Source organism: Acinetobacter sp. 22512 (assembly GCF_052044755.1).
Classification (GTDB): domain Bacteria; phylum Pseudomonadota; class Gammaproteobacteria; order Pseudomonadales; family Moraxellaceae; genus Acinetobacter; species Acinetobacter pittii.
Genome location: NZ_JBQENP010000001.1, coordinates 245,771 through 267,437 on the forward strand (window position 1 = coordinate 245,771; position 21,667 = coordinate 267,437).

The following is a 21,667-nucleotide window of genomic DNA, read 5'->3' on the forward strand; positions in this document are numbered from 1 at the left end:
TCATGCGCTCATCTCGCCTAGATCATTTCATTATTTTGCTCTGTCAGTTTTTTTCTACTTTCGGGCTCATGGTGCTTATTCCGATCATGCCGCTCTATATGGAAAAACTGACGGCGCATATGAGTGCTCCCACTATCTGGGCAGGTTTGGCACTCGCGGCTCCGGCTATTGGCAGCTTATTTACAGCACCGATTGTTGGCCACCTATCCGACACATTCGGCCATAAAAAAGCCTTGTTACTTTCTCTGGCTGGTTTCTGTATTTCAATACTGCTCATGGCGAGCGCCCAGCATTTATACCTGTTTATTTTCGCGCGAATTTTACTCGGTTTTTGCGGTCTTTCTGTGATTTTAAATGCCTATGTTTCATATCTTTCTAATGAACAACAACGTGGTGCCGCTTTTGGGCAACTACAAAGTAGTGTTGCGCTCGCTTGCCTATGTGGTCCCGTGCTCGGCGGGATATTTATGGATCAATGGCGGGTTGAAGTATTACTCAACGCGACAGCATTTGTTGTGATGACACTCATTGTGATTGCGTCATTTGTATTAACCAATCCCGTTAAAACCGAAACCACAAAAACCAAAGAGAAATCTAAGCTTCCAGCTTTCTTTGATAGAACGATTTTTGCGTGGTTAAGCGCCGGCATTTTGGTTCAAGCGGGCGGCTTTGGTTTGGTGTCATGCTTTGTTTTATACATTAGTGAAATAAGCCAAAGCACTCACTCATCGTTATCTGCTGCGAGTTTAACGGGAACAATTCATGCGCTTTCATGGGGAGCAGCATTTATTGCTGCAACCTATTGGGGAAAAAGAAATGATGATAAAGGAGATTCTTTTAATAACTTCATTTACGCATCTTTAATTTGCGGCATCACGATTTTCGCATTGATCTGGGTTTCTAATCTCTGGCTGATTCTTGTATTACGACTCATACAAGGCTTCTGCTTTGCAGCCCTTATTCCTTCGATCTTACACACAATTTCTCTAAAAGCCGGCGCTCAAAGCCAAGGAAAAGTGATTGGTATTTCTAATAGTGCCTTTGTCTTAGGACAACTTATTGGCCCAATCACGATCACGCTCACCTACTCATTTTTCAATATTACTGCTGCATTAATCTGCACCTCACTATTTTTTATCGGTGCGGGATTAGTGGTGATTTTGAACAGATTCTTAATGGATACAATTTTAGAAGAGGCACAAGAATGAACTCAATTATTACAACCGATGCATGGTCTTATAAACTTTTCGAACAGTACCTGAATACTTTCTTTCGTGAACTCAAAGTAAATCTTGAAAAGTACATTATCCCAGCTCAAGATTCTCCTTTATTCACCCTATATGCGGAGCAACCAGACACACTGTATTTTGCTTATACGTTTAATGCGTCTAACACGATTGTTTATGGTGCAGTTCAGCATCTTTCAACTACGGGTTATCACCGATATCAACGTGGTTTTGTCCTGCAAAACTTAAACGACAATACATTTGACTCACTCACCAACCCTAAACAGTTAGTGAAACTGATTACAGATGAGTTGAATAGTCTATTTAAAGATAAAAACCAAAATAAGAACCTGTACTCCGATATTGCCAATAGTATCGAAAATACAAAATTCTTTTTAGAAAATAAGCCTTCCCAAACAGCAACTAAAGCGTTAAGCGGTTTTCAGGCTACGGAACAAGGCATGTTATATGGGCACCCTTTTCATGTGACCTCTAAAGCCAATTTAGGTTTCTCTAAAGAAGACATGAAAAAATATAGCCCTGAGTTAGGCGCAAGTTTCCAACTTCATTACTTTGCAATCCATTCTTCTTTAATCCAAAAGCTTGTAAGTGAAGAACAGCTTTCTCATCGTATTGAAGATGAAGTTTTAAAAACTGCAAAAGAACGTTTACAAGAAAACTTAGCAAATTACGAGCTAATGCCAACCCATCCGTGGCAAGCTAATTTCTTACTTCAACATCCATCTTTAAAGAAACATTTAGATAGCCAAGACGTGATCTATCTGGGAGCTTTAGGTCAAACCGTATGGCCGACCTCATCCGTTCGTACAGTATGGTTGCCTCAATCAAATCTATTCTTAAAGCTATCAATTGATGTACGAATTACCAGTTTCATTCGTAATAACCCAATGGATGAAATGGAACGCGCGATTGATGCGAGCAAAATTATTATTAATCACAAGATTAGTGAGCAATATCCAGACCTTGTGATTCTGCCGGAGTTAGAGGCAAAAACAGTCAAAATTCCAGAGCTTGAAAGTTCATTTGGCATCCTCTATAGAGCTGGGCTCACTACTGATGTATTAGAAAATACCCGAATGCTGGGCGGCTTGGTTGAAGAAAATGAAAACCATGAAATCCCACTTTTAAGCTTTATTCAGCAAGCGGCACCGAATCAAAATCTACAATCGAAAGACGCGAAAGACTTCATTACTTTCTGGTGGAAACAGTACGTTAAAGTTTCACTGATTCCATTAATTGAGTTGTTTGCAAATAAAGGCATTAGCGTAGAAGCGCACATGCAAAATAGTTTAATGGAATTTAAAAACGGCTATCCACATCGCCTTATTCTTCGAGACATGGAAGGCATTAGCATTGTTCCAGAAATGATAAAAGACGACTCATCTATTTCTGAAGATAGTACCGTTTGGTTCTCTCAGAAAGATGCGTGGACCTTTTTAAAATATTACCTTGTGATCAATCACATTGCTCATCTCATCAGTGCAATTGCACGAGTTACGGCCATTGAAGAATCTGAACTTTGGCAAGCCACACGCCTTACGCTCACGCAAGAAAATTTTAGCGCAAAAGGTGAGCAATACCGCGATTTATTAATTAATTCACTCACATTACCAATCAAGGCAAATATGTTAAATACGCTCTACCATAGTGGTGGCAACCCAATCTGGATTGAAGTTGAAAACCCTATTTATAAATATCGCGGCGCAGAAGCACTTTGCCCTCTTCAACCAACACAACAAACCAATTATAAAACCCTCGCGGAAAATCGCGTGATGGGCCAATTATTAGAAGCACTCATTTTTGAAAATACTTTTAAATACGAGTTTTCTAAAGGTCAAATCAAGTTCTATATTTCCGATACCGTTTTTTATACCTGCGCGGCCAAACGACACTTTAGTTTTAAACGAATTAAGTTAGATCCTTCAAGCTTAGTCCGTTCTGATATTACTTTAGGCACTGAAACTCGCCCTAACTTAAAAACATTACTTGCCGATCTAAAAAATATTATTGAAGCTGACCCAGTTAAATGGCAAAACTTTAATGATGAACTCAATTTAACTTACGTTAAACATGCGCAAACTTTAAGCCAAGCCCCTGCTCAACCTTTAAGAACCTTGTCTTATTTAGAACAAGAAGCACGGATTACCAATGCACATTTATATCACCCAAGTTTTAAGTCTCGTATCGGCTTCGATTTAAAAGAAAACCAGAAATATGCACCCGAGCTTTCTGAAGGTTTTACGGTTCAATGGGTCGCGACTCATAATAGTTTATGTAAACTGGTTTTAAGTGAAACCATTAACTTAGAGCAGCTTTATAAACAGCATTTTTCAGAAAAAGATCTACAAGCCATTAACGATCAATTGAAAGAGCAAAATGTAGATTTTAAAGATTATATCCTCACTCCAATTCACCCGTGGCAGTGGGATAAAATTATTGAATTATATTATCAAGATGCAATCAGCAACCAACTGATCATCCCGTTAGATATTGAAGGTCCGACTTATTTACCACAACAGTCCATTCGCACATTATCAAATATTAGCGACATCTCAGCGCTTTCTCTTAAATTGGCAATGAACTTGGTCAATACTTCTACCTCTCGTGTATTGGCACCGCATACCGTTCAAAATGCGGCAAAAATGAGTGACTGGCTTTATAACATTGTTGAGCAAGACCATATTTTAGAAAAACAGCGTAAGCCTGTTATTTTAAGAGAGATTGGCGGTCTTTCAGTTAACCAGCAAATTGCGCTACCTGTTCAATACGGCGCACTCGCCTGCATTTGGCGCGAAAGTATTTACAGCTACTTAAAAGAAGGCGAATCAGCAACGCCTGTAACGGGTCTAATGCAACTCGATACAGACCAAAAACCACTAATCGATGAGTGGATCCAAGAGTATGGTATTGAGTTCTGGTTAGAAAAATTACTCAGCAATGCTTATTTACCAATCATGCATATTTTGTGGTGCCACGGCCTCGCTTTAGAGTCACATGCGCAAAACATGGTACTAATTCATAAAAATGGTTTACCCGTTAAAGCGGCTTTGAAAGATTTCCATGATGGAATTCGTTTTAGTCGTCATCTTTTACGTGAGCCGAACCTTTTACCTAACTTGCAAGATGCGCCGAAAGAACATGCCAAGATTAACCCGAACTCGTTCTTGGAAACCCACTCTCCAAATGAGTTAAGAGACTTTACTCAAGATGCGCTTTGGTTTGTAAATCTGGCTGAGTTAGCGATTTTCTTAAATGAACATTATGACTTCGATGAAATCAAATTCTGGACCATGTTAAGAACCATTATTAATCAGCATAAAGAAGCTCACCCAGAGTTTGCCGAGCGATATGAATTGTTTAACTTTACAGATGACACCATCGATATTGAACAACTCGCAAGCCGCCGTTTCCTTCCAGAAATTCGCTTAAGAGTACAAACCACGCCGAACCCGCTCAGCCTTATTAAGGAAATTGAATATGAATAAGTATTCGATTTCTTTTAAGAAACGAATAGCAAATGGCGAGATGCTCTACGGAATCTTTTGTTCCGTAGCTTCTCCGATTAATGTCGAGCAAATGGCACTTGCGGGCTACAACTTTATTATTATCGACTTGGAACATACTTTATTTAGTACGTCTCAAGTCGAGACCATGATTTTAGCTGCTAGAGCCATGAATCTTGATGTCTTTGTGAGGGTACCGTTAAACGCCAACCATTTAGTTCTACCTCTGCTCGATGCAGGGGTAACGGGTATTGTTTTTCCGCGTATAGAAAATGCTCAGCAAGCACAAGAAGCCGTGAACTATTGTCACTATATGCCTCTTGGGCAAAGAGGTCTCAACTCGACAAGGTTAAATCGATATGGTATGGATGATTTAGCTAGTTTTGTTCAACACGCAGCAAACGAAACGGTTGTCGTTGCCATGATTGAAAGCTTAGAAGGACTAGAACAACTAGATGAAATATTAAAAGTTGAAGGTATTGATATTATTCTGGAAGGTGCTGCCGACCTTTCCCAATCAATGGGAATGCCATGGCAATCTAGCCATCCAAAAGTGAAAGAAAAAGTTCAAGAGATGTATATAAAGACTAAAAATAGTCAAAAGCATTTCTGTGCTATTCCACGCCAACCTGAAGATATTGCGGCATGGAAACAACAATCCGTTCAGCTTTTTGTACTCGGTGATGACCGCAGCATTATTCGCCGTGCTCATCAAAATCATTTGAATTCTTATAAAGAAATCTCATAAATTTTCAGTTGTGTAGAGCGATGAGTGCACCTTCCTCTACACAACAATTAATAAAAATAAATTTTATTATTTTTTGTCCAACAACGATATTGTGAATTACAATCATTCTCACTTATAATTCGACAAATTTAAAATCACTCTCAGGGCGAGACAATGGGAAATAAGATAAAAAGTCACAAACTTTTTACGAGGAAGTCTGAAGTAAAAAATATCATTCCACTCCTTTCACTTGGTGGGGCCATTATTCTTTCCAATTCAGCTTTTGCTGCTTCACCTGCTGAAACTACAGAAACAGAAAAGAAACCCGAAGCTCTCCCGACAATTACAATTACTGCTTCACGCGCAGATGAACTCTCTACCTCTGCCAAACAAGTCACCAAGCTAGATGAAAAACAAATTGAACTTTTAAGAAATGGTTCATCTGGAAGTATTGCGACTGTTTTAGCAAAAGCCGTACCGGGTTTATCCGATTCGAGCCGAACCATTACCGATTATGGTCAGACTTTACGTGGTCGTAATGCTCTCATCTTGGTCGATGGCGTTCCAATGAACCTGACACGTGACACATCACGCGGACTTTCAGCAATTGACCCTGAAAGCATTGCCAACATTGAAGTGATTCGAGGCAGCAACGCAATTTATGGTGGCGGTGCTTCTGGCGGTATTATTTCAATTACCACAAAAGCTGCGGGTGGCGAACCTACAGCAAAAACAGTCGTTGGGCTTCAAACACCTTTAACAAATTTCCGTTCTAATGCTTTAAGTGGCGATATTCATCAATATTTCACAGGCAGCTTTAACGCTTTTGACTATGCACTCGACTTTGGTTACCAACGTATTGGTAGCCCGTACGATGCAAGTGGTGACCGTGTTGCACCAGAACCAAGTCAGGGCGATTTATATGATGCCGATGCTTACAGCGTAGGTGGTAAACTTGGTTATCATATTGATGACAATCAATACCTACAATTCGCTGCAAACTATTATAATGCCGAGCAAGACTCAGATTATGCATCTGACCCAAGTGTGAAAAATGCTCCTGCTGGAACTGTACCAGCGAAAGCAATTAAAGGCTTAAAGCTCAAAGACCAAAATAAAAACGAAAACCAGATATACAATTTAACTTATAACCATAAAGACTTTTTTGGTAATAAGGTTGATGCACAAATTTATTATCGCGACTTCTTTACACGTTTTTCACCATTTGATGCACGAAAAAATGCAAATCGTGGAGGACAAGTAGATCAGATCTATCAAGAAAATAATGTACTCGGTAGCCGCTTAACTGTTACTACACCACTTGAGTTTTTAGGTGACACCTCACTAGTTTGGGGTGGTGACTTTAGCCGCGAAAAAAGCGAAATACCTTTAGATATTTTCGATCAAAAAATTTATGATCAATCTGGTGGCTTAGAGTTTGTAAAAATTGGCAAACTTATTTATTTACCTGAACTCACTACGCAAAGTGTGGGTGGTTTTATACAGTTAAAACACCGCTTTAATGACCAATGGTCAGCAGAAGCTGGTACGCGTTATGAAGACAGCTATGCCCAAATTGATAGCTTTGTTCCTTTATCACAATTAGGTAAGCCCAACCCTTACACCGTTGAGGGGGGGAAAGTGAAAGCTGATGCATGGTTGTACAATGCTAACGTGACTTTCTCTCCAAATGACCAACACTTGATTTATGCATCTTTTAACCAAGGTTTCCAATTACCTGATGTTGGTTTGATTATTCGTAATGCTGGTGAAGGTTTTAACCTTGGTTCATCATTCTTAGAACCCGTAAAAGTAGATAACTACGAGTTGGGCTGGAAAGGAAACTTCAATAACTTCTCTTCAAGTTTAGCGGTCTTCCACTCTACTTCCGACCTAGGTGCGGTGCAATCTTTCAACAATGGTTTAGTACTCGCTAGAACCAAAGAAAAAGTCACTGGTGTTGAAGCAACATTTGATTATCTTGACGATGCCAATGTTTGGGGAACTGGTGGTAGTGTTACGTGGATGAAAGGTCGTGAAAAGCCGCAAAACGGTGCTGAACAAGATATGACAGGCTTCCGTATTCCACCATTAAAACTCACAGGTTATATTTCCTATAGTCCAACGGAAACTTGGACGAATCGTCTACAAGCCACTTACTTCGGTTCAGAAGATTACCGCTTAAATGGTAAAAATAGTTTTGGTCGCTATGATGTAAAAACTTATACAACAGCAGACTTAATCAGTAGTTTTGCGCTTAACAAAAAAGACACTGTGACGATTGGTTTAGAGAACATGTTTAACCGCAAGTATTATCCTCTCTATAGCCAATTATTACGAACTAGCGATAACACTAGCCATTTAGTGGCAAATGGTGCAACGCTTAAAGTGACTTATAGTCATAAGTGGTAATCAAAAACTGACATTGAATGTGTCACAAAAAGGAGATCAATGCGATCTCCTTTTTTACTAAAAATATTAATTCCTTATCTATTTTTTCCATTATTAACCTGAGGCAAACCCACAGAACCACCCTAGTATTCTGCTAAAAATTTTGTTAACTTGATTTTGTTACATATTCAAGATGCAACTTTTTTCATCCAACATTTCCTCTCACTGTGTTTATGAAAACAATATCCATATGTAATTTTACCAATATTTTTCATGGGGCAAATCATAATGGAAATCTCACACCGCGAAATCTACGCGCTCGTAGACATTAATAATTGTTATGTGAGTTGTGAGCGACTATTTAATCCCAAACTTATTGGCCTACCAGTCGTAGTACTTTCTAACAACGACGGATGTGTTGTATCACGTAGTGAAGAAGCAAAAAATATGGGTATCAAAATGGGGGTTCCATGGTATCAGATCGAACAAGAAGCTCTTCAAGCAGGTGTACACGTCTATTCAAGCAACTACACGTTATATGCTGAAATGTCACGTCGCTTTTTTTCAGTTCTTGGTGAGTTTTTCTCGCCCGATGATTTAGAAGCTTATTCTATAGATGAATGTTTTATTCGCCTTACCCCTTATCTTCAATCTCTAGATATTCATTCTTATTGTGTCAAAGTCGTAGAAACCTTAGAAGAATGGTTAAGCTTACCCTGTTGTATTGGCATCGGATATTCAAAAACTCAAGCAAAATTAGCCAATCACTATGCTAAAAAAATTAGAAGCTTTAATAGAATTTGTAATTTCACCACTTTAGATCCTCTGCTTCTTGAAGACCTCATGCAACACACTTCAGTCAAAGAAGTCTGGGGAATTGGCTATCAATTAGTCAAACAATTACGGAGTTATGAGATTTATTCATGCTTAGACTTAACTTTTGCCAATGAGCATCATCTAGCAAAAGCTTTTTCTGTGGTTATGGCACGTACCATTCGTGAGCTAAAAGGCCAATCCTGTATTCAACTTGACGATCCTGCCATCGTCACAAAACGAATTTTAGCTTCACGTAGTTTTGCTCAAGCTTTATCCAGCATTGAGATTATTAAACAAGCACTTATTTTCCATCTCAACCGTGCTCATCGCCGTTTAATGAAACAAGAGCAACTATGTGCCTGCATTCAAGTCATGCTTTATGAAAAAATAGATAAACCACCTTATAAAAAAGCATCTTCTCAAGCGATAGGCTTAAATTATGCAACAGATGATTTATGCATATTAACAAAAGCAGCCATGCAGCAAATTGATGTTTTATATAAAGAAAATAAAAAATATATAAAGATTGGAGTTTTATTCTGTGGTTTGCATCCCCGTCAACATCACATTGATGATTTATGGCAACCTCTTGAGTTGATTCAGCAAAGACAACAATTAATGCAAACTCTCAGCACAGTTCGTAACCGATTTGGCAGTCACTATTTACAAGTCGGTTATCATTCCCGTAATCCATCTTGGCACATGAAACAATGTCACCGTTCAAAAAATTATCTAACTCGATGGAATGAGCTATTAGTGATTGGAGAGAACTCTATAGCCGTTACACAAAATACATGAACTGTTTTTGTCAATTCAGTTTAAAATAAGCTCCATTAAATTACTTGAAATTTTGTCATTTTTTAACATTGCTAAATCATCGCAAAATTTACAATATATAAGCCGAATTTGGTATACCCTTTCTGCGACGATGAAAACAAATTATAAAAAAATTGTAGAAACATATGCCATAATAAGCAAACTTTGCAGACATCTTGCAAAGAATATTTGCAACTTTAGAGCTGGAGCAATCTGAATGAGTTCGACCATTTTGGTGATTCATGGACCGAATTTGAATTTGCTGGGAAAACGCGAACCAGAAGTATATGGTCATCTTACCTTAGATGATATTAACCAACAACTTATTAGCCAAGCTCAACAAGCTTCACTCACATTAGATACTTTTCAAAGCAACTGGGAAGGTGCCATTGTTGATCGTATTCATCAAGCACAAACTGAAGGCGTAGAACTTATTATTATCAACCCTGCAGCCCTCACTCATACTTCAGTTGCTCTACGCGATGCCCTACTTGGCGTTGCCATTCCATTCATTGAAGTTCATTTGTCTAATGTCCATGCAAGAGAGGCATTCAGACATCATTCTTATTTATCTGATAAAGCAATTGGCGTGATTTGTGGTCTAGGTGCAAAAGGCTATCGTTTTGCGCTCGATTACGCTATTGAAAAAATTCAACCATCTAACCCAAACTAGTTTAGGAATAGTCGCCCATGGATATCCGCAAAATTAAGAAACTCATCGATTTAATGATTGAGTCTGACTTGCAAGCGATCGAAGTTAAAGAAGGTGATCAATCAATCGCTTTAACTCGTCGCAATCCTGTCGTTGCTGCGGCTGGTGTAGCACTTCCGGCTGCTCCTGTTGCAGAAGCACCAGTTGCAAAAACACCGCGTGGAGCAGTTGAAACTTCTCCAATGGTTGGCGTGTTCTACGCTGCTCCAAGCCCAGGTGAAGCACCATTTGTTAAAGTAGGCCAAACAGTATCTGCTGGTGAAACTTTGGGTATTATTGAAGCAATGAAAATCATGAACCCAATTGAAGCAACTCAAAGTGGCGTGATTGAAGAAATTTTAGTGAAAAATGGTGAAGTTATCCAATTCGGTCAACCTTTATTCCGTTATCGCGCGTAATTACCCCGGGGACGTCTATGTTGCAAAAAGTTTTAATTGCAAACCGTGGTGAAATCGCTTTACGTATTACCCGGGCTTGTAAAACATTAGGAATCAAGACTGTTGGTATCTATTCAGATGCCGACAAGGATTTGATGCATTTACGTTTTGTTGATGAAGCAGTATGTATTGGTCCGGGCGCAAGTAGTGATAGCTATTTAAATATCCCGGCAATTATTACTGCTGCAGAAATTACCGGTGCTGATGCTATTCACCCGGGTTATGGTTTCCTTTCAGAAAATGCTGAGTTTGCTGAAATTGTAGAAAGTTCAGGCTTTACTTTTATTGGCCCACGTCCAGAACATATCCGCCTTATGGGGAATAAAGTTTCTGCGATTGTTGCCATGAAAAAAGCTGGCGTACCTACTGTACCAGGTTGCGACCATGCAGTAACCATCCACAATGCCTTGGCAGAAGCGAAAGAAATCGGCTTCCCGCTTATTGTTAAAGCGGCTTCTGGTGGTGGTGGTCGTGGTATGCGTATTGTTGAACGTGTAGATACACTACTTGAATCAGTTCAAGCAGCACAGCGCGATGCAGAAATGTGGTTCGGTGATGATACCGTTTACATGGAACGCTTCTTACAAAAACCTCGCCATGTCGAAGTTCAAGTTCTTGGTGATGGTAATGGTCATGCAATTCATTTATATGACCGCGACTGTTCATTACAACGTCGCCATCAAAAAGTACTAGAAGAAGCACCTGCACCAAACCTACCAGAGCAAGCTCGAGCTGATATTTTAGAAGCTTGTGTTCATGCATGTCAGTTGATGCAATATCGTGGTGCTGGTACGTTTGAATTCTTATTTGAAGACGGTGAATTCTTCTTTATTGAAATGAATACTCGTGTTCAGGTTGAGCACCCTGTAACTGAAATGGTTACCGGTGTCGATATTATTGAACAACAGTTACGTATTGCTGGTGGCCTAGGACTAGAGCTTCAACAAGAAGATATCAAAGTTCAAGGACATGCAATTGAATGCCGTATCAATGCAGAAGATCCTACAACCTTCTTACCTTCACCAGGTAAAATTGAAAGTTTCTATGCGCCAGGCGGCGCTGGTATTCGTTTAGATTCTCATATCTACCCAGAATACAGCATTCCACCTTACTATGACTCTATGATTGCTAAATTGATTTCTCATGGTAAAGACCGTGAAACTTCAATTGCTCGTATGCGTCAAGCACTAGATGAAATGATCCTTACAGGAATTAAAACAAATATTCCTCTACATAAAGATCTTATTTTGCAAGATAAGAGTTTCTGCTCTCAAGCAATGGATATCCATTACCTTGAAAAACACTTGTTAAAGCAAGTGGAAGAAAAGAAAGCTGAAACTGCATAATAAAAAAGCCTCTTATTTTTAAGAGGCTTTTTTATATCAACCATTTTATGGTAATACCCGACGTAAAGTGGCAAAGCACTGCTCACCCTTAGCTGTTGAACAGAAATTGATTGTATGGTCGTTTTTCCATTGTACAAAATATTGTGAGACATCACCTGTTTGGTCTTGTTTCTGACCAGAACAATCTACTTTATTATTATCAAATTTAATTTGCATTACTAAAGCAGCTAGCTGTTCTTTAGGATCATCAGATGGTTGATATTCATAAATACCATAAGACCATTCCTGACCGCTTTTGATCACTACATCATTACTACTACGAAAGTTATAATATTCCACACATTTCTTATTATTTGGAATTTCCATTCCCCATAATCCCATAATTTCAGGGCGCGTAACAATACGTATAGCATTAGGATTACTTGCGGTCCGAACGGGTTGTTCAGCTGGCTGTTGAGTAGCCGTTTCTGCCACAGCTAAACCAGAACAAGCCCACAATAATCCAATAATATAAATATTTTTCATAGATTTATTAATCATTAAACGCATGAAGTTAAGTTAGCATATTTTTTGACAAAATCACTGCTCCATAACCATATAAAAACAATATTTTTCAACTGTAACGTGTCACAACAAGTCATCAAACAATTTTATATTTACTTGCTTTTTTCAATATAAATTCTTTGTTTTGCATGATCTCAGGCTTAGGTAGTTGAAGAATCGACTTGTTTCGGAAGCCACTTTACAAAGCACAAACCTAAGAGCACAACCACGCTGGCACACATAAAGATGAGTTCACCAGAAAGAATTTTCCAGAAATGCCCAGCCAGAACACTACCGAAAGCTACACCTAACCCCCACATGGTACTATAAAGTGCTTGTCCACGCCCTTGCTGTCCAGCAGAAAAGTTTTGAAAAATAACTCTCATTGCGATCAAGTGAAATAAACCAAAACTAAAGGCATGTAAGCACTGCGCAAAAAGTTGACCAATAAAATAATGTGAAAATACTGCAACTAGCATCCAACGTATGCTCGTCACTAGCAGACACACTATCACTAAACTGCGCCACGAAAAACGTTGAAAAATCTTTGAGGCAATTGAAAACATAAAAATTTCAGCAAAAACGCCCATGGCCCATAAAAATCCAATTTCAGTCGTACTGAAATTCAAAGATTTCAGAAAATTACTATAAAAACTATAAAAAGGCGCATGTGAAAAAAGTAGAATAAATTCAATTGCAAAAAAAGCAGCCACTGTTGGGCGCTTAAGAACAGGAAATAAAGGTTCTAAATATTTTTGGGAAGTAGACGCGCTATCAGGTTCGCGGATTGTGAAAGACCAAATAAACGCTAGAGACGCGATAATTAATAGTAAAATTGGGAGCATTGAAATATGCACTATTTCTAAAATAGCCCCAATAGTGAATACCCCAACAATAAACCCAACCGATCCCCACTTACGAATTTTGCCGTAGAGTTTAGCTTTTTGATCACCCAACCAAAATAAAGTCACTCCCTCAAATTGAGCTAAAATCGCATTTTGAAAGAAACTAAAAATAAGCATAAGCAAAGCAACTGATTGAAAAGTATTTGGCACTATAAAAATAGCCAACCATATACATGACTCCATCCAAGTTGCTATCCGAACAAGTAACATCCGCCTACCAGATTTATCAGCAATCCACCCCCAAACTAAAGGCGCAAAAAAACGAGTTACAATCGCAATTGATGATAAAACACCAATTTCTTGATAATTAAATCCCTGATCTTGAAGATATAAATTCCAATAAGGCATGAATGTGCCCACGATGGAATAGTAAAAGAAGTAGAATCCACCAAGTCGAGTTTGGATAGTAAGTGGTTGAAACAATTTATAAACCTTTGTATTTTCATGAGGTTAAAATTCGGGATAGCTGTCACGCATGTAGCCATTTGTCTTTAGTACTACTAAGCATCCACAAATTTCGATTCGTAGATTCACCGAATAAAATACAATTAAACATATCAGAGCATCTGAGCTTTTCAATTTTAACACTTTGTTTTCCAATACAAATCATTAAATTATTGAGAATCGACTTGTCTCTATAAGTATTTTTTATTGATAAGAAAGAATAAATAAAGAAAAGAGAACTGTAATTTAATTTGTACAATCTGTTAACTTGTGTAAAAATACATTTAATATTCATAAGGTATATATTTATCAGATGTTTTTTCTTATTTTTTTAATTTGTCTTTTTCTGTTTTTACTCATCCTAAAACAACATTACCGCTAACTACTTATCACCCCTACCTTTTGTTTAAAAAAACCTATTTGCCTCTTTTAAATTAGAACAATTAAACACCAAATTTATAGACCACTTTTTAAATGCTAAGTGTTCAACTCAACCTCTAAAAATATATTCAACATTAAATTCCAATAAATAATTAATAAGTTACTGTAACAACTATCGCATCTGAGTAATTACCCGGAGCTGTTGAAATAGTGGTACCTTGCGGAATTTTTCCATAGACATTTGTACCCTGAGAATTGCCCGAACCTGTTTTAGAAACACCTCCAGAACCTCCAACTGCGCTTACACCACCAGTAGTATCCCATACCGCACTATAATTCGAGTTCTGATATAACTGATATGGGATATATTGACCACTACCATTTGTCATCTGCCTAAAGCCACCAGCAATACGGTTATTTCCATCCCCTAAATAAATACTATATGGCAGTCCATTATTACAGGTCGTATTTACCACTCCTTGAGCTGTATAATCACGAGTAGTCTTACCAATATCATTAATATTTCCAAAATCGACATTTGATGTTGAATCTATTTGACACAAACTTGGCACAACATAATTAGCAGTTATAGTGGTATTACCCGAGTCCCAACCTCCACCACTATCGCCCTCACACACAGTGCTAGAGCTTGCTTGCATGTCCCAAAATAGCTGAACCGTGCCAGTATAGGTTCCTTTAGGGTATGCCATGAGCGACCCTGTACGGGCTGGTACTTTTATATTTACAGAGTAACTAATAACATTATTTGAAGCGACTGTTCTTACTGGACCATACCAGACATTCGAATTTTGATTGGTGGTAGAAGACCCAGCTCCACCTACAGTTGCTGTGACGGTGTAAGGTAATGAAACACTGTTAATTGCATTTGTTGTTCCCGTAAATACAGTTTTCATACACATATAACCTGAAATTTCTGGTGTTGTACGCCCCCCATAACAACGTATTGTTCCCGTGTATGTCAGAACTGCATCATTGTTAATTGTTGCGGCAGTGTATGTGTATGTACCAGAAGGTGTCCCTGTAACTGTGCAACTTGCATGGGCAGAGTTAAAAAATGTAAAGATCAGGCATAGCAAGCTCATTCCCAAAAAATATTTCAGGATAAATGAAAGACCTTTAAAAGTTGTCGGCTGGTTAAAGCTAGCAATATTTATCGACATACATAAGGCCCCAATTTTTTAGCACTGTATTGCTTATTTTCATACGCAAAATCAACTTGGCATGAGCCATGATCTAGAAGATCAACTTCAAGTTTGTTTTGTTTTAACAGGTTTGGAATAAATACTTCACCATCATATCCAACCATCCCATTTTGCTGACCATTAATTCGAACGGCATAACCCGGCATTAACGGTGAGTTGTTTTGATCAACCAGTTTCACTAATCCAGAAATAACCTGATGAGCACCGAAGTCGACCAAAGTTCCTTGACGGTAACCCACAAACGCTGTCTGATTCGTAGAGCTAACTTCCCACTCTAAAGGTAAATATGATGGGTCTAGGTAGATATGATGAGACATGTAGGGTCTTAAATTTGCAATTAAGAATCGGCCAGACTTATCGGTCGCACCTAAATTAACACCACCATTTAAAATTTGGCTTTGTGGCCCTGCATTGGTCACATCTGCGTAGCCATCTCCAATTTCATTGGCCGCAAAGATACGTCCCGCCGCCGCAACCAATGAACCCGTCGCCGAAACTGCAACCTGATCGTTGTCTCCAAATCGGTTATAGCGTCCCGTCAGGTAAGCCGCTCGTGCTCGGTAAGATGCATAGACCGATGCATTGTTTTCATTGGCATCCTGATCTCTTTCAACATAGCCCCCCCAGCCAAATGAACCAATTTGGGGTTCTGACAAACCGAATATTTCTTGGCGATACCGTAGGCTACCGCTGTCACTAGATACACTCGTGATCGCATTCACTTTACTGGACGGGGTATATCTCAGCGCAAAGTAAACTCCATAGTCCTTGTGATTTTCATAATCTTTATACGCTGATGCATAAAAGCCCCAGTTCTTGTCCAGACTTCCACTTAAATTGGTAGACAGTAATTTATAGGAGTTGTCACTATATTTAATCTGGTTATAACCCAGATAAACCCCATAGCCTGCATAAAAGTTATAATTAATCCCTGCCCTGAAAATCTCATCTGCCAGTGCGCTGTAGTTCAGGTAGTTCTGTGACTCGGCATTGATCTGGTTATCTTTTAAATATCTCACTTGAGATACACGAGCAAGGTCAAAGTAGTTATCAAATACTTTGCGGTAACTGGTGTTAAATGAAATATTTTTACTGATGCGCCCTTCCAAACCCAGCAAGGTAGAGTAACCGTTTTCATCTTTATACTGGCTTGCTGCAATGTCGGCATTGATCACGCCAATACCCAAAACATTCTTGGCAAATCCTGTGCCTAGGTTCGATAACCCATCTGTTGAAGCTTCTGCTCCACCGCTTAAGGTCAGTGAGTTACTGTAGCCGTATCGAATCGCACCTGAGGCAAAGGTGACATCATCATAATCGTTTGAATAGAGTCCATAGTTGTAGCGTGGAACCCCCACATCTACTGAAAACTCATTAATACCTTTTGCCAGAATCTTGGAGGAAAAATAGTACGGCTTTTTGGTAATGCTCTGCTGTCCCGTTGCATCGGTAGTCACAAGTGTGACTTCATTTCCTGAAATAAACGGAAGCTGTTTAATATCAAATGGACCAGATGGGACTAACCCTGAATAAATCTTTTGTTGGTTGACGTATAAATCCAGTGTTGAAGGTAATGCTGCCGAGCCGGAGAATTGCGGGAGTGCCGAAGTGACAATATCCCCGCGTTGGCTATAAGCACTCGACCATTGAAAACCAGCCAGACGGACACTGCTTCCCCAGTCTGGGCTATTAGAAATAAAGTCCCCTAGGGTATATATCCTGATCTTTTCAGGGTCAACATATTGCCACTTAGTTTCCAGTCGTACCCATTTTTCATGGCTATAACTATTTTCATTACTACCGTTATATAAAACGCCTGATGAGAAGTTACCAATTGCACTGTTAAAAATACCCTCTGCCGTACCTGAGAAAACATTCTCATCATTGGTTATAGTGTTATACAGACTGTAATTCAAAATAGCTGCATTTAAGGGTTTCATTTTCAGTAACTGAGGGCTAGTGATCTGCTGGCCACTTAAGTCGACTGAGTAACCCGTTAACATGTTCAGTGGAACTTTTAGGTTTAGAGACTGCTCATTTTCGAGATATTTAAACTGGATTCCATTTAAATCATTAATACATACCCACTGGTTATCTGGGATATGTTCATCCATTTTTAGTCTTAAAGTTTTTAAGTCACGAGAGCGAATATATAGCTTTCTATCTTGATCTTGCCGCACAGGTATTAAATCTTTAGAAGCATTTGAATTAACAGAAATATTTAAAAACAGCTGTACATATCCCTGATCAGAACCAAAGGCCTGATGAGCAGAATTCGCAACTTCCGGAATAATTGGTAAGACAGTATTAGTACTATCTTGTAATGATTCAGCAGCAGCATGAATCGGCAAGTACATAACACATAAGGCACTTACGATATATTTCATATGTGCCTCTTTAAAGAGATGTTTGCTTACCGTTAATATTTAATGAAATATTATATTTATGATCTGCTTGAAATTTAAAATCAGGACTAATATTAAAGTTTCTCGATTTCCCAGCAAGAATATAACCATTCACGGTGTTTACTTTAATGGGATAGCTTTTATTTGCTGTTGTATCCACAAGTATTAAATTATTTAAAAGCGCATGTCGGTTACCAACATTAATTATGGTGAGATAAGCGTTATTTTGTTCTTGTTGTATTGACCAATTCAGTTTAGTAATCGCATCTTTATTGACGACAAATACAGGTAATGACGAACGTAGTAGTACGTTAACCCCTTGATCAGCTTTACGACTATCAATCGGTTTTGGTAACTCATCAATAATAATACGATAAGTTTTTTCACCAGAAACAGGTTCTGGGTTAATTCTAACTACACGTAAGTTATAAGAGTCACTAGGTTGTAGTTTTAGAAATGGTGGACTAATTACAATCTCATCCGTAGGGATTAACTGATCTTGACCAGCATTTTGTCTCCACTCAAATACACGCACCTGCAAATCAGCGCTTTCATTTGACTGATTATATAAACTAATGGAAGATGCAGCCTGATCACTCAATATTTCAACACTAACAGGTGAAAGGCGGATTGATGCTGCATTTAGCATACCAGGCAAAAATAACAATAAGCTTGTAACGACAAAGATATTTTTTTTCATGATTTGCCCAGAACTACTTTCTCAAATTGAGCTAGCTCTTTTAAAAAGAGCTAGCGATGACGCAACTAAACTTATTAAAAATTAATAAGTCACTGTTACAGTCACAGTGTCAACATAGCTACCCGCACTTGGTAAAGTTGAGCCAGCAGGAATACGACCATAGACGTTAACTGTTTGTGCTGCACCAGTACCAGTACCGCTATATGCAGTTGTTGCAACACCAATTGCTGTTGCACGATTAGTATCTGAGAAAAGGTTATAAGGAATGTATTCGTTGCTAGCTGCCCCACCAATCATACGACGTTGTGTCGATTGAGCATTTTTCCCTGCGTCAAAAGCCAAAGTCCATGGCACAGTGTTGTTACATAACACTTTAATTGCAGTCCCACCTGTTGTTGTGGTGTCTGCATCTACGTTGCTTGCAAGCGAACTTAACGTACCAAAGTCTAAAATTGCATTTGACGTAGTACCTGTTGCAGAAGTGTTGAGAACACAACTGTTTGTAATCGTTGCTTTAACAGTTAGTGTACCGGTTGCGTTAGCTGCATTTGCAACATTGATAGACGTTAAACCCATAGCAATTGCTGATAAACAAATGAGAGACTTATTCATGGTTAAAAACCTTTTTACATTACGCCAATAAAATTAATAGATGTAAAAATTAGCCTTCCCCATCACAATCACTAGTTCTTCTGACTGTTTTTTCAAAGCGTTATTTTTTTACTCTACCAGTTGCGCATAATACAAAAAAACAACAAAAACACTAATGTTTGTTTCATTCCAAATATCAATTAATAATCAAAATTTTTATTGATTTCTCAATTATAAAAATTTTTATGGTTAGTCCCACTCTTTTTATTAATTTTCGATAATTTCATTTACATTTTTATTAGTTTTTCTAAAAAATTTTAATTTTTCATTAGTTAAAATTTACCATAATTATTCATATTTTATAATTTTTTAAAGTTTGGTCAAAAAAATAAGAACAAAAAGTAAGCATATGATTATTCTATATATTTTAAATGAATAAGAAAATAATACTTTATGAATAAGAAATCTAAGTGTTTTATCACATCTTTAGAATTTTTTTAGACATTTCAATAGCTAGAGGCAGGTCTTCACTACTAAAAGTATGTATTGCTAGCTCAACTATTTCTAAAAATAAAATGAAAAATCAAACCTAATAATCTTTGGATTTTGTTATACCGTCCTTAAGCTAACAATTCCATACTTGTGGTTTTAGTTCCTTCTTGGCAAGGTATGTATCAGTAAAACATTAGGAATTTGTTCCAATATGGCGAGTCCAGCACAAATCATTCGACATAAATTTCTCAATACATTTTTTTCACGTCATTCTCTCTGGTTTTTATGTATTTTTACTGCGCTCAGCATCACATGGTTTCGAACCGTCTACACCCCTCATAGTATCTATTATTTTATTTCTGATACTCTCCTTAATGGTTTATGGGTAGTTACAGGCGCCTTAAGCCTATTAGGCCTCTATGATGTTTTACAGAATAAACATTCAATTTTAAGAAATTACCCAATTATGGGACATTTTCGTTTTTTGTTTGAAGATATACGTCCCGAAATTCGTCAATACTTTATTGAAGCGGATCAAGATGCTCTACCTTTTTCTCGCATGCAACGAAGCTTAGTTTATCAACGTGCTAAAAACGAAAATGCAGATAAACCTTTTGGCTCAATTATTGATGTCTATCAAGAGAATTACCGCTTTATTGTCCACTCAATAAGCCCTTGTCCACCAGCTGATCCAAAAAGCTTCCGCATTCAGGTGGGTAATGCGCAATGCCTTCAACCCTATAGCGCATCCATTATGAATATCTCTGCCATGAGCTTTGGTAGTTTAAGTGCCAATGCAATTCGAGCACTCAATAAAGGAGCGCAATTAGGTGGGTTTTATCACGATACTGGTGAAGGTAGCTTAAGCCCTTATCATCTCGAAAATGGTGGAGATATTGTTTGGCAAATTGCCAGTGGTTATTTTGGTTGCCGTACCCTAGATGGAAAATTTGACGAGCAAAAATTTGCTAAACAATCTCAATTGCCACAGATCAAAATGATCGAATTAAAGCTTTCACAAGGTGCAAAACCGGGCCATGGCGGTATCTTACCTAAGCATAAAATTACCGAAGAAATTGCTCAAATCCGTGGCGTTTCACGCGATCATGATTGTATTTCTCCTGCTAAGCATTCTAGTTTTTCTACCCCAATTGAAATGATGCATTTCTTACAGAAGCTGCGAACATTATCTAGCGGCAAGCCAGTTGGTTTTAAACTGTGTATTGGCCAACCTTGGCAATTCATGAGTATTGTTAAAGCAATGCTTGAAACAAAAATTGTTCCTGACTTTATTGTTGTAGATGGTTCCGAAGGTGGTACTGGTGCAGCACCAATTGAGTTTAGTGACAATATTGGTACCCCATTACGAGAGGGCTTACGCTTTGTCCATAATACTCTTGTCGGTGCAGGACTAAGAGATCAAGTTAAAATTGGCGCAAGTGGTAAAATCATTAGTGCTTTTGATATCGCTAGCACTTTTGCACTCGGTGCAGACTGGGTTAATTCAGCACGTGGTTTCATGTTTGCAGTTGGGTGTATTCAGGCACAAAGCTGCCACACCAACCAATGCCCTGTGGGTGTAGCGACTCAAGACAAAGATCGTCAAAAAGCAATTGATGTACCAACCAAAGCAGAACGAGTATTTAATTTTCATAAAAATACCTTGCATGCATTATCAGAAATGATTGCTGCAGCAGGTTTACGTCATCCTTCTGATATTAAAGCTCATCATTTGGCTCAGCGAGTAAATGACCGTGAAATTAAGAACTATGCTCAGTTGCATTTTTTCTTGAAAGAAGGTGAACTTTTACAATCTGAACTTAATAATGACGATGATAATTTCTACTATCGAATGTGGAATATGGCTGATGCCAATCATTTTTAATTTATATTAATTTTTATAAGTTGAGCATCACCTTTATAGTGTGATGCTCTTCCAGATTTAAACCTAATATGTGATTTTTGCTTAAATTTTACGCCTCTTTTAA

General features: G+C 38.2%; 15 protein-coding genes. 9 read left to right on the forward strand and 6 right to left on the reverse strand.

What is annotated here, in order from left to right; all coding sequences use genetic code 11:
• The first annotated feature begins 2 nt into the window (after positions 1-2).
• The 8 genes from ACTJJG_RS01215 to accC all read left to right on the forward strand — a co-directional run bounded on the left by ACTJJG_RS01215 (position 3) and on the right by accC (position 11,995).
• Positions 3-1,208, forward strand: coding sequence for an MFS transporter (locus ACTJJG_RS01215; RefSeq protein WP_069119845.1), 1,206 nt, complete (start codon positions 3-5; stop codon positions 1,206-1,208).
• On the forward strand, positions 1,205-4,732 hold the full coding sequence (locus ACTJJG_RS01220; protein WP_069119843.1) for an IucA/IucC family protein: 3,528 nt from the start codon (positions 1,205-1,207) through the stop codon (positions 4,730-4,732). The genes ACTJJG_RS01215 and ACTJJG_RS01220 overlap by 4 nt, the downstream gene beginning before the upstream one ends.
• On the forward strand, positions 4,725-5,498 hold the full coding sequence (locus tag ACTJJG_RS01225) for an HpcH/HpaI aldolase family protein (RefSeq protein WP_069119840.1): 774 nt from the start codon (positions 4,725-4,727) through the stop codon (positions 5,496-5,498). Before ACTJJG_RS01220 ends, ACTJJG_RS01225 begins: the two co-directional genes overlap by 8 nt.
• Positions 5,499-5,651: 153 nt before the next feature.
• Complete coding sequence (locus tag ACTJJG_RS01230; protein ID WP_372552703.1) at positions 5,652-7,889, forward strand: TonB-dependent receptor; 2,238 nt, start codon at positions 5,652-5,654, stop codon at positions 7,887-7,889.
• Positions 7,890-8,156: 267 nt separating this feature from the next.
• Positions 8,157-9,482 (forward strand): Y-family DNA polymerase, encoded by a 1,326-nt coding sequence (locus ACTJJG_RS01235; RefSeq protein WP_372552704.1) that lies wholly within the window; start codon positions 8,157-8,159, stop codon positions 9,480-9,482.
• Positions 9,483-9,717: 235 nt separating this feature from the next.
• Positions 9,718-10,173, forward strand: coding sequence for a type II 3-dehydroquinate dehydratase (gene aroQ, locus ACTJJG_RS01240; RefSeq protein ID WP_017480934.1), 456 nt, complete (start codon positions 9,718-9,720; stop codon positions 10,171-10,173).
• 17 nt (positions 10,174-10,190) lie between these two features.
• Entirely contained in the window at positions 10,191-10,610 is a 420-nt protein-coding gene (gene accB / locus ACTJJG_RS01245) for an acetyl-CoA carboxylase biotin carboxyl carrier protein (protein ID WP_000354611.1), read from the forward strand.
• A gap of 17 nt (positions 10,611-10,627) precedes the next feature.
• Entirely contained in the window at positions 10,628-11,995 is a 1,368-nt protein-coding gene (gene accC / locus ACTJJG_RS01250; RefSeq protein WP_002115704.1) for an acetyl-CoA carboxylase biotin carboxylase subunit, read from the forward strand.
• 45 nt (positions 11,996-12,040) lie between these two features.
• On the opposite strand, the gene ACTJJG_RS01255 is transcribed toward accC, so the two are convergent.
• From ACTJJG_RS01255 to ACTJJG_RS01280, 6 genes are all read right to left on the reverse strand, one after another.
• Positions 12,041-12,544 (reverse strand): hypothetical protein, encoded by a 504-nt coding sequence (locus ACTJJG_RS01255; RefSeq protein ID WP_002115710.1) that lies wholly within the window; start codon positions 12,542-12,544, stop codon positions 12,041-12,043.
• 155 nt (positions 12,545-12,699) lie between these two features.
• Complete coding sequence (locus ACTJJG_RS01260; RefSeq protein WP_372552705.1) at positions 12,700-13,866, reverse strand: MFS transporter; 1,167 nt, start codon at positions 13,864-13,866, stop codon at positions 12,700-12,702.
• Between the two features lie 554 nt (positions 13,867-14,420).
• Positions 14,421-15,449, reverse strand: a complete 1,029-nt coding sequence (locus ACTJJG_RS01265; RefSeq protein WP_032055808.1) for a Csu type fimbrial protein — start codon at positions 15,447-15,449, stop codon at positions 14,421-14,423.
• Positions 15,440-17,848 (reverse strand): fimbria/pilus outer membrane usher protein, encoded by a 2,409-nt coding sequence (locus ACTJJG_RS01270; RefSeq protein WP_372552709.1) that lies wholly within the window; start codon positions 17,846-17,848, stop codon positions 15,440-15,442. The genes ACTJJG_RS01265 and ACTJJG_RS01270 overlap by 10 nt, the downstream gene beginning before the upstream one ends.
• Positions 17,849-17,888: 40 nt before the next feature.
• Complete coding sequence (locus ACTJJG_RS01275; protein WP_032070679.1) at positions 17,889-18,596, reverse strand: fimbrial biogenesis chaperone; 708 nt, start codon at positions 18,594-18,596, stop codon at positions 17,889-17,891.
• Between the two features lie 81 nt (positions 18,597-18,677).
• The gene (locus ACTJJG_RS01280) at positions 18,678-19,208 is read right to left on the reverse strand and encodes a Csu type fimbrial protein (RefSeq protein ID WP_032055806.1); all 531 of its coding nucleotides are present in this window, start codon (positions 19,206-19,208) and stop codon (positions 18,678-18,680) included.
• 682 nt (positions 19,209-19,890) lie between these two features.
• Here ACTJJG_RS01280 and ACTJJG_RS01285 point away from each other — a divergent pair.
• Entirely contained in the window at positions 19,891-21,564 is a 1,674-nt protein-coding gene (locus ACTJJG_RS01285; RefSeq protein WP_002115187.1) for an FMN-binding glutamate synthase family protein, read from the forward strand.
• The last annotated feature ends 103 nt before the right edge of the window (positions 21,565-21,667 follow it).

What these genes read in the sequence shown, in the direction of transcription:
- ACTJJG_RS01215 (WP_069119845.1), top strand. Translation starts at nt 3, where the DNA reads ATGCGCTCATCTCGCCTAGATCATTTCATTATTTTGCTCTGTCAGTTT.
- ACTJJG_RS01220 (WP_069119843.1), top strand. Translation starts at nt 1,205, where the DNA reads ATGAACTCAATTATTACAACCGATGCATGGTCTTATAAACTTTTCGAA.
- ACTJJG_RS01225 (WP_069119840.1), top strand. Translation starts at nt 4,725, where the DNA reads ATGAATAAGTATTCGATTTCTTTTAAGAAACGAATAGCAAATGGCGAG.
- ACTJJG_RS01230 (WP_372552703.1), top strand. Translation starts at nt 5,652, where the DNA reads ATGGGAAATAAGATAAAAAGTCACAAACTTTTTACGAGGAAGTCTGAA.
- ACTJJG_RS01235 (WP_372552704.1), top strand. Translation starts at nt 8,157, where the DNA reads ATGGAAATCTCACACCGCGAAATCTACGCGCTCGTAGACATTAATAAT.
- aroQ (WP_017480934.1), top strand. Translation starts at nt 9,718, where the DNA reads ATGAGTTCGACCATTTTGGTGATTCATGGACCGAATTTGAATTTGCTG.
- accB (WP_000354611.1), top strand. Translation starts at nt 10,191, where the DNA reads ATGGATATCCGCAAAATTAAGAAACTCATCGATTTAATGATTGAGTCT.
- accC (WP_002115704.1), top strand. Translation starts at nt 10,628, where the DNA reads ATGTTGCAAAAAGTTTTAATTGCAAACCGTGGTGAAATCGCTTTACGT.
- ACTJJG_RS01255 (WP_002115710.1), bottom strand. Translation starts at nt 12,544, where the DNA reads ATGCGTTTAATGATTAATAAATCTATGAAAAATATTTATATTATTGGA.
- ACTJJG_RS01265 (WP_032055808.1), bottom strand. Translation starts at nt 15,449, where the DNA reads ATGTCGATAAATATTGCTAGCTTTAACCAGCCGACAACTTTTAAAGGT.
- ACTJJG_RS01270 (WP_372552709.1), bottom strand. Translation starts at nt 17,848, where the DNA reads ATGTACTTGCCGATTCATGCTGCTGCTGAATCATTACAAGATAGTACT.
- ACTJJG_RS01275 (WP_032070679.1), bottom strand. Translation starts at nt 18,596, where the DNA reads ATGAAAAAAAATATCTTTGTCGTTACAAGCTTATTGTTATTTTTGCCT.
- ACTJJG_RS01280 (WP_032055806.1), bottom strand. Translation starts at nt 19,208, where the DNA reads ATGAATAAGTCTCTCATTTGTTTATCAGCAATTGCTATGGGTTTAACG.
- ACTJJG_RS01285 (WP_002115187.1), top strand. Translation starts at nt 19,891, where the DNA reads ATGGCGAGTCCAGCACAAATCATTCGACATAAATTTCTCAATACATTT.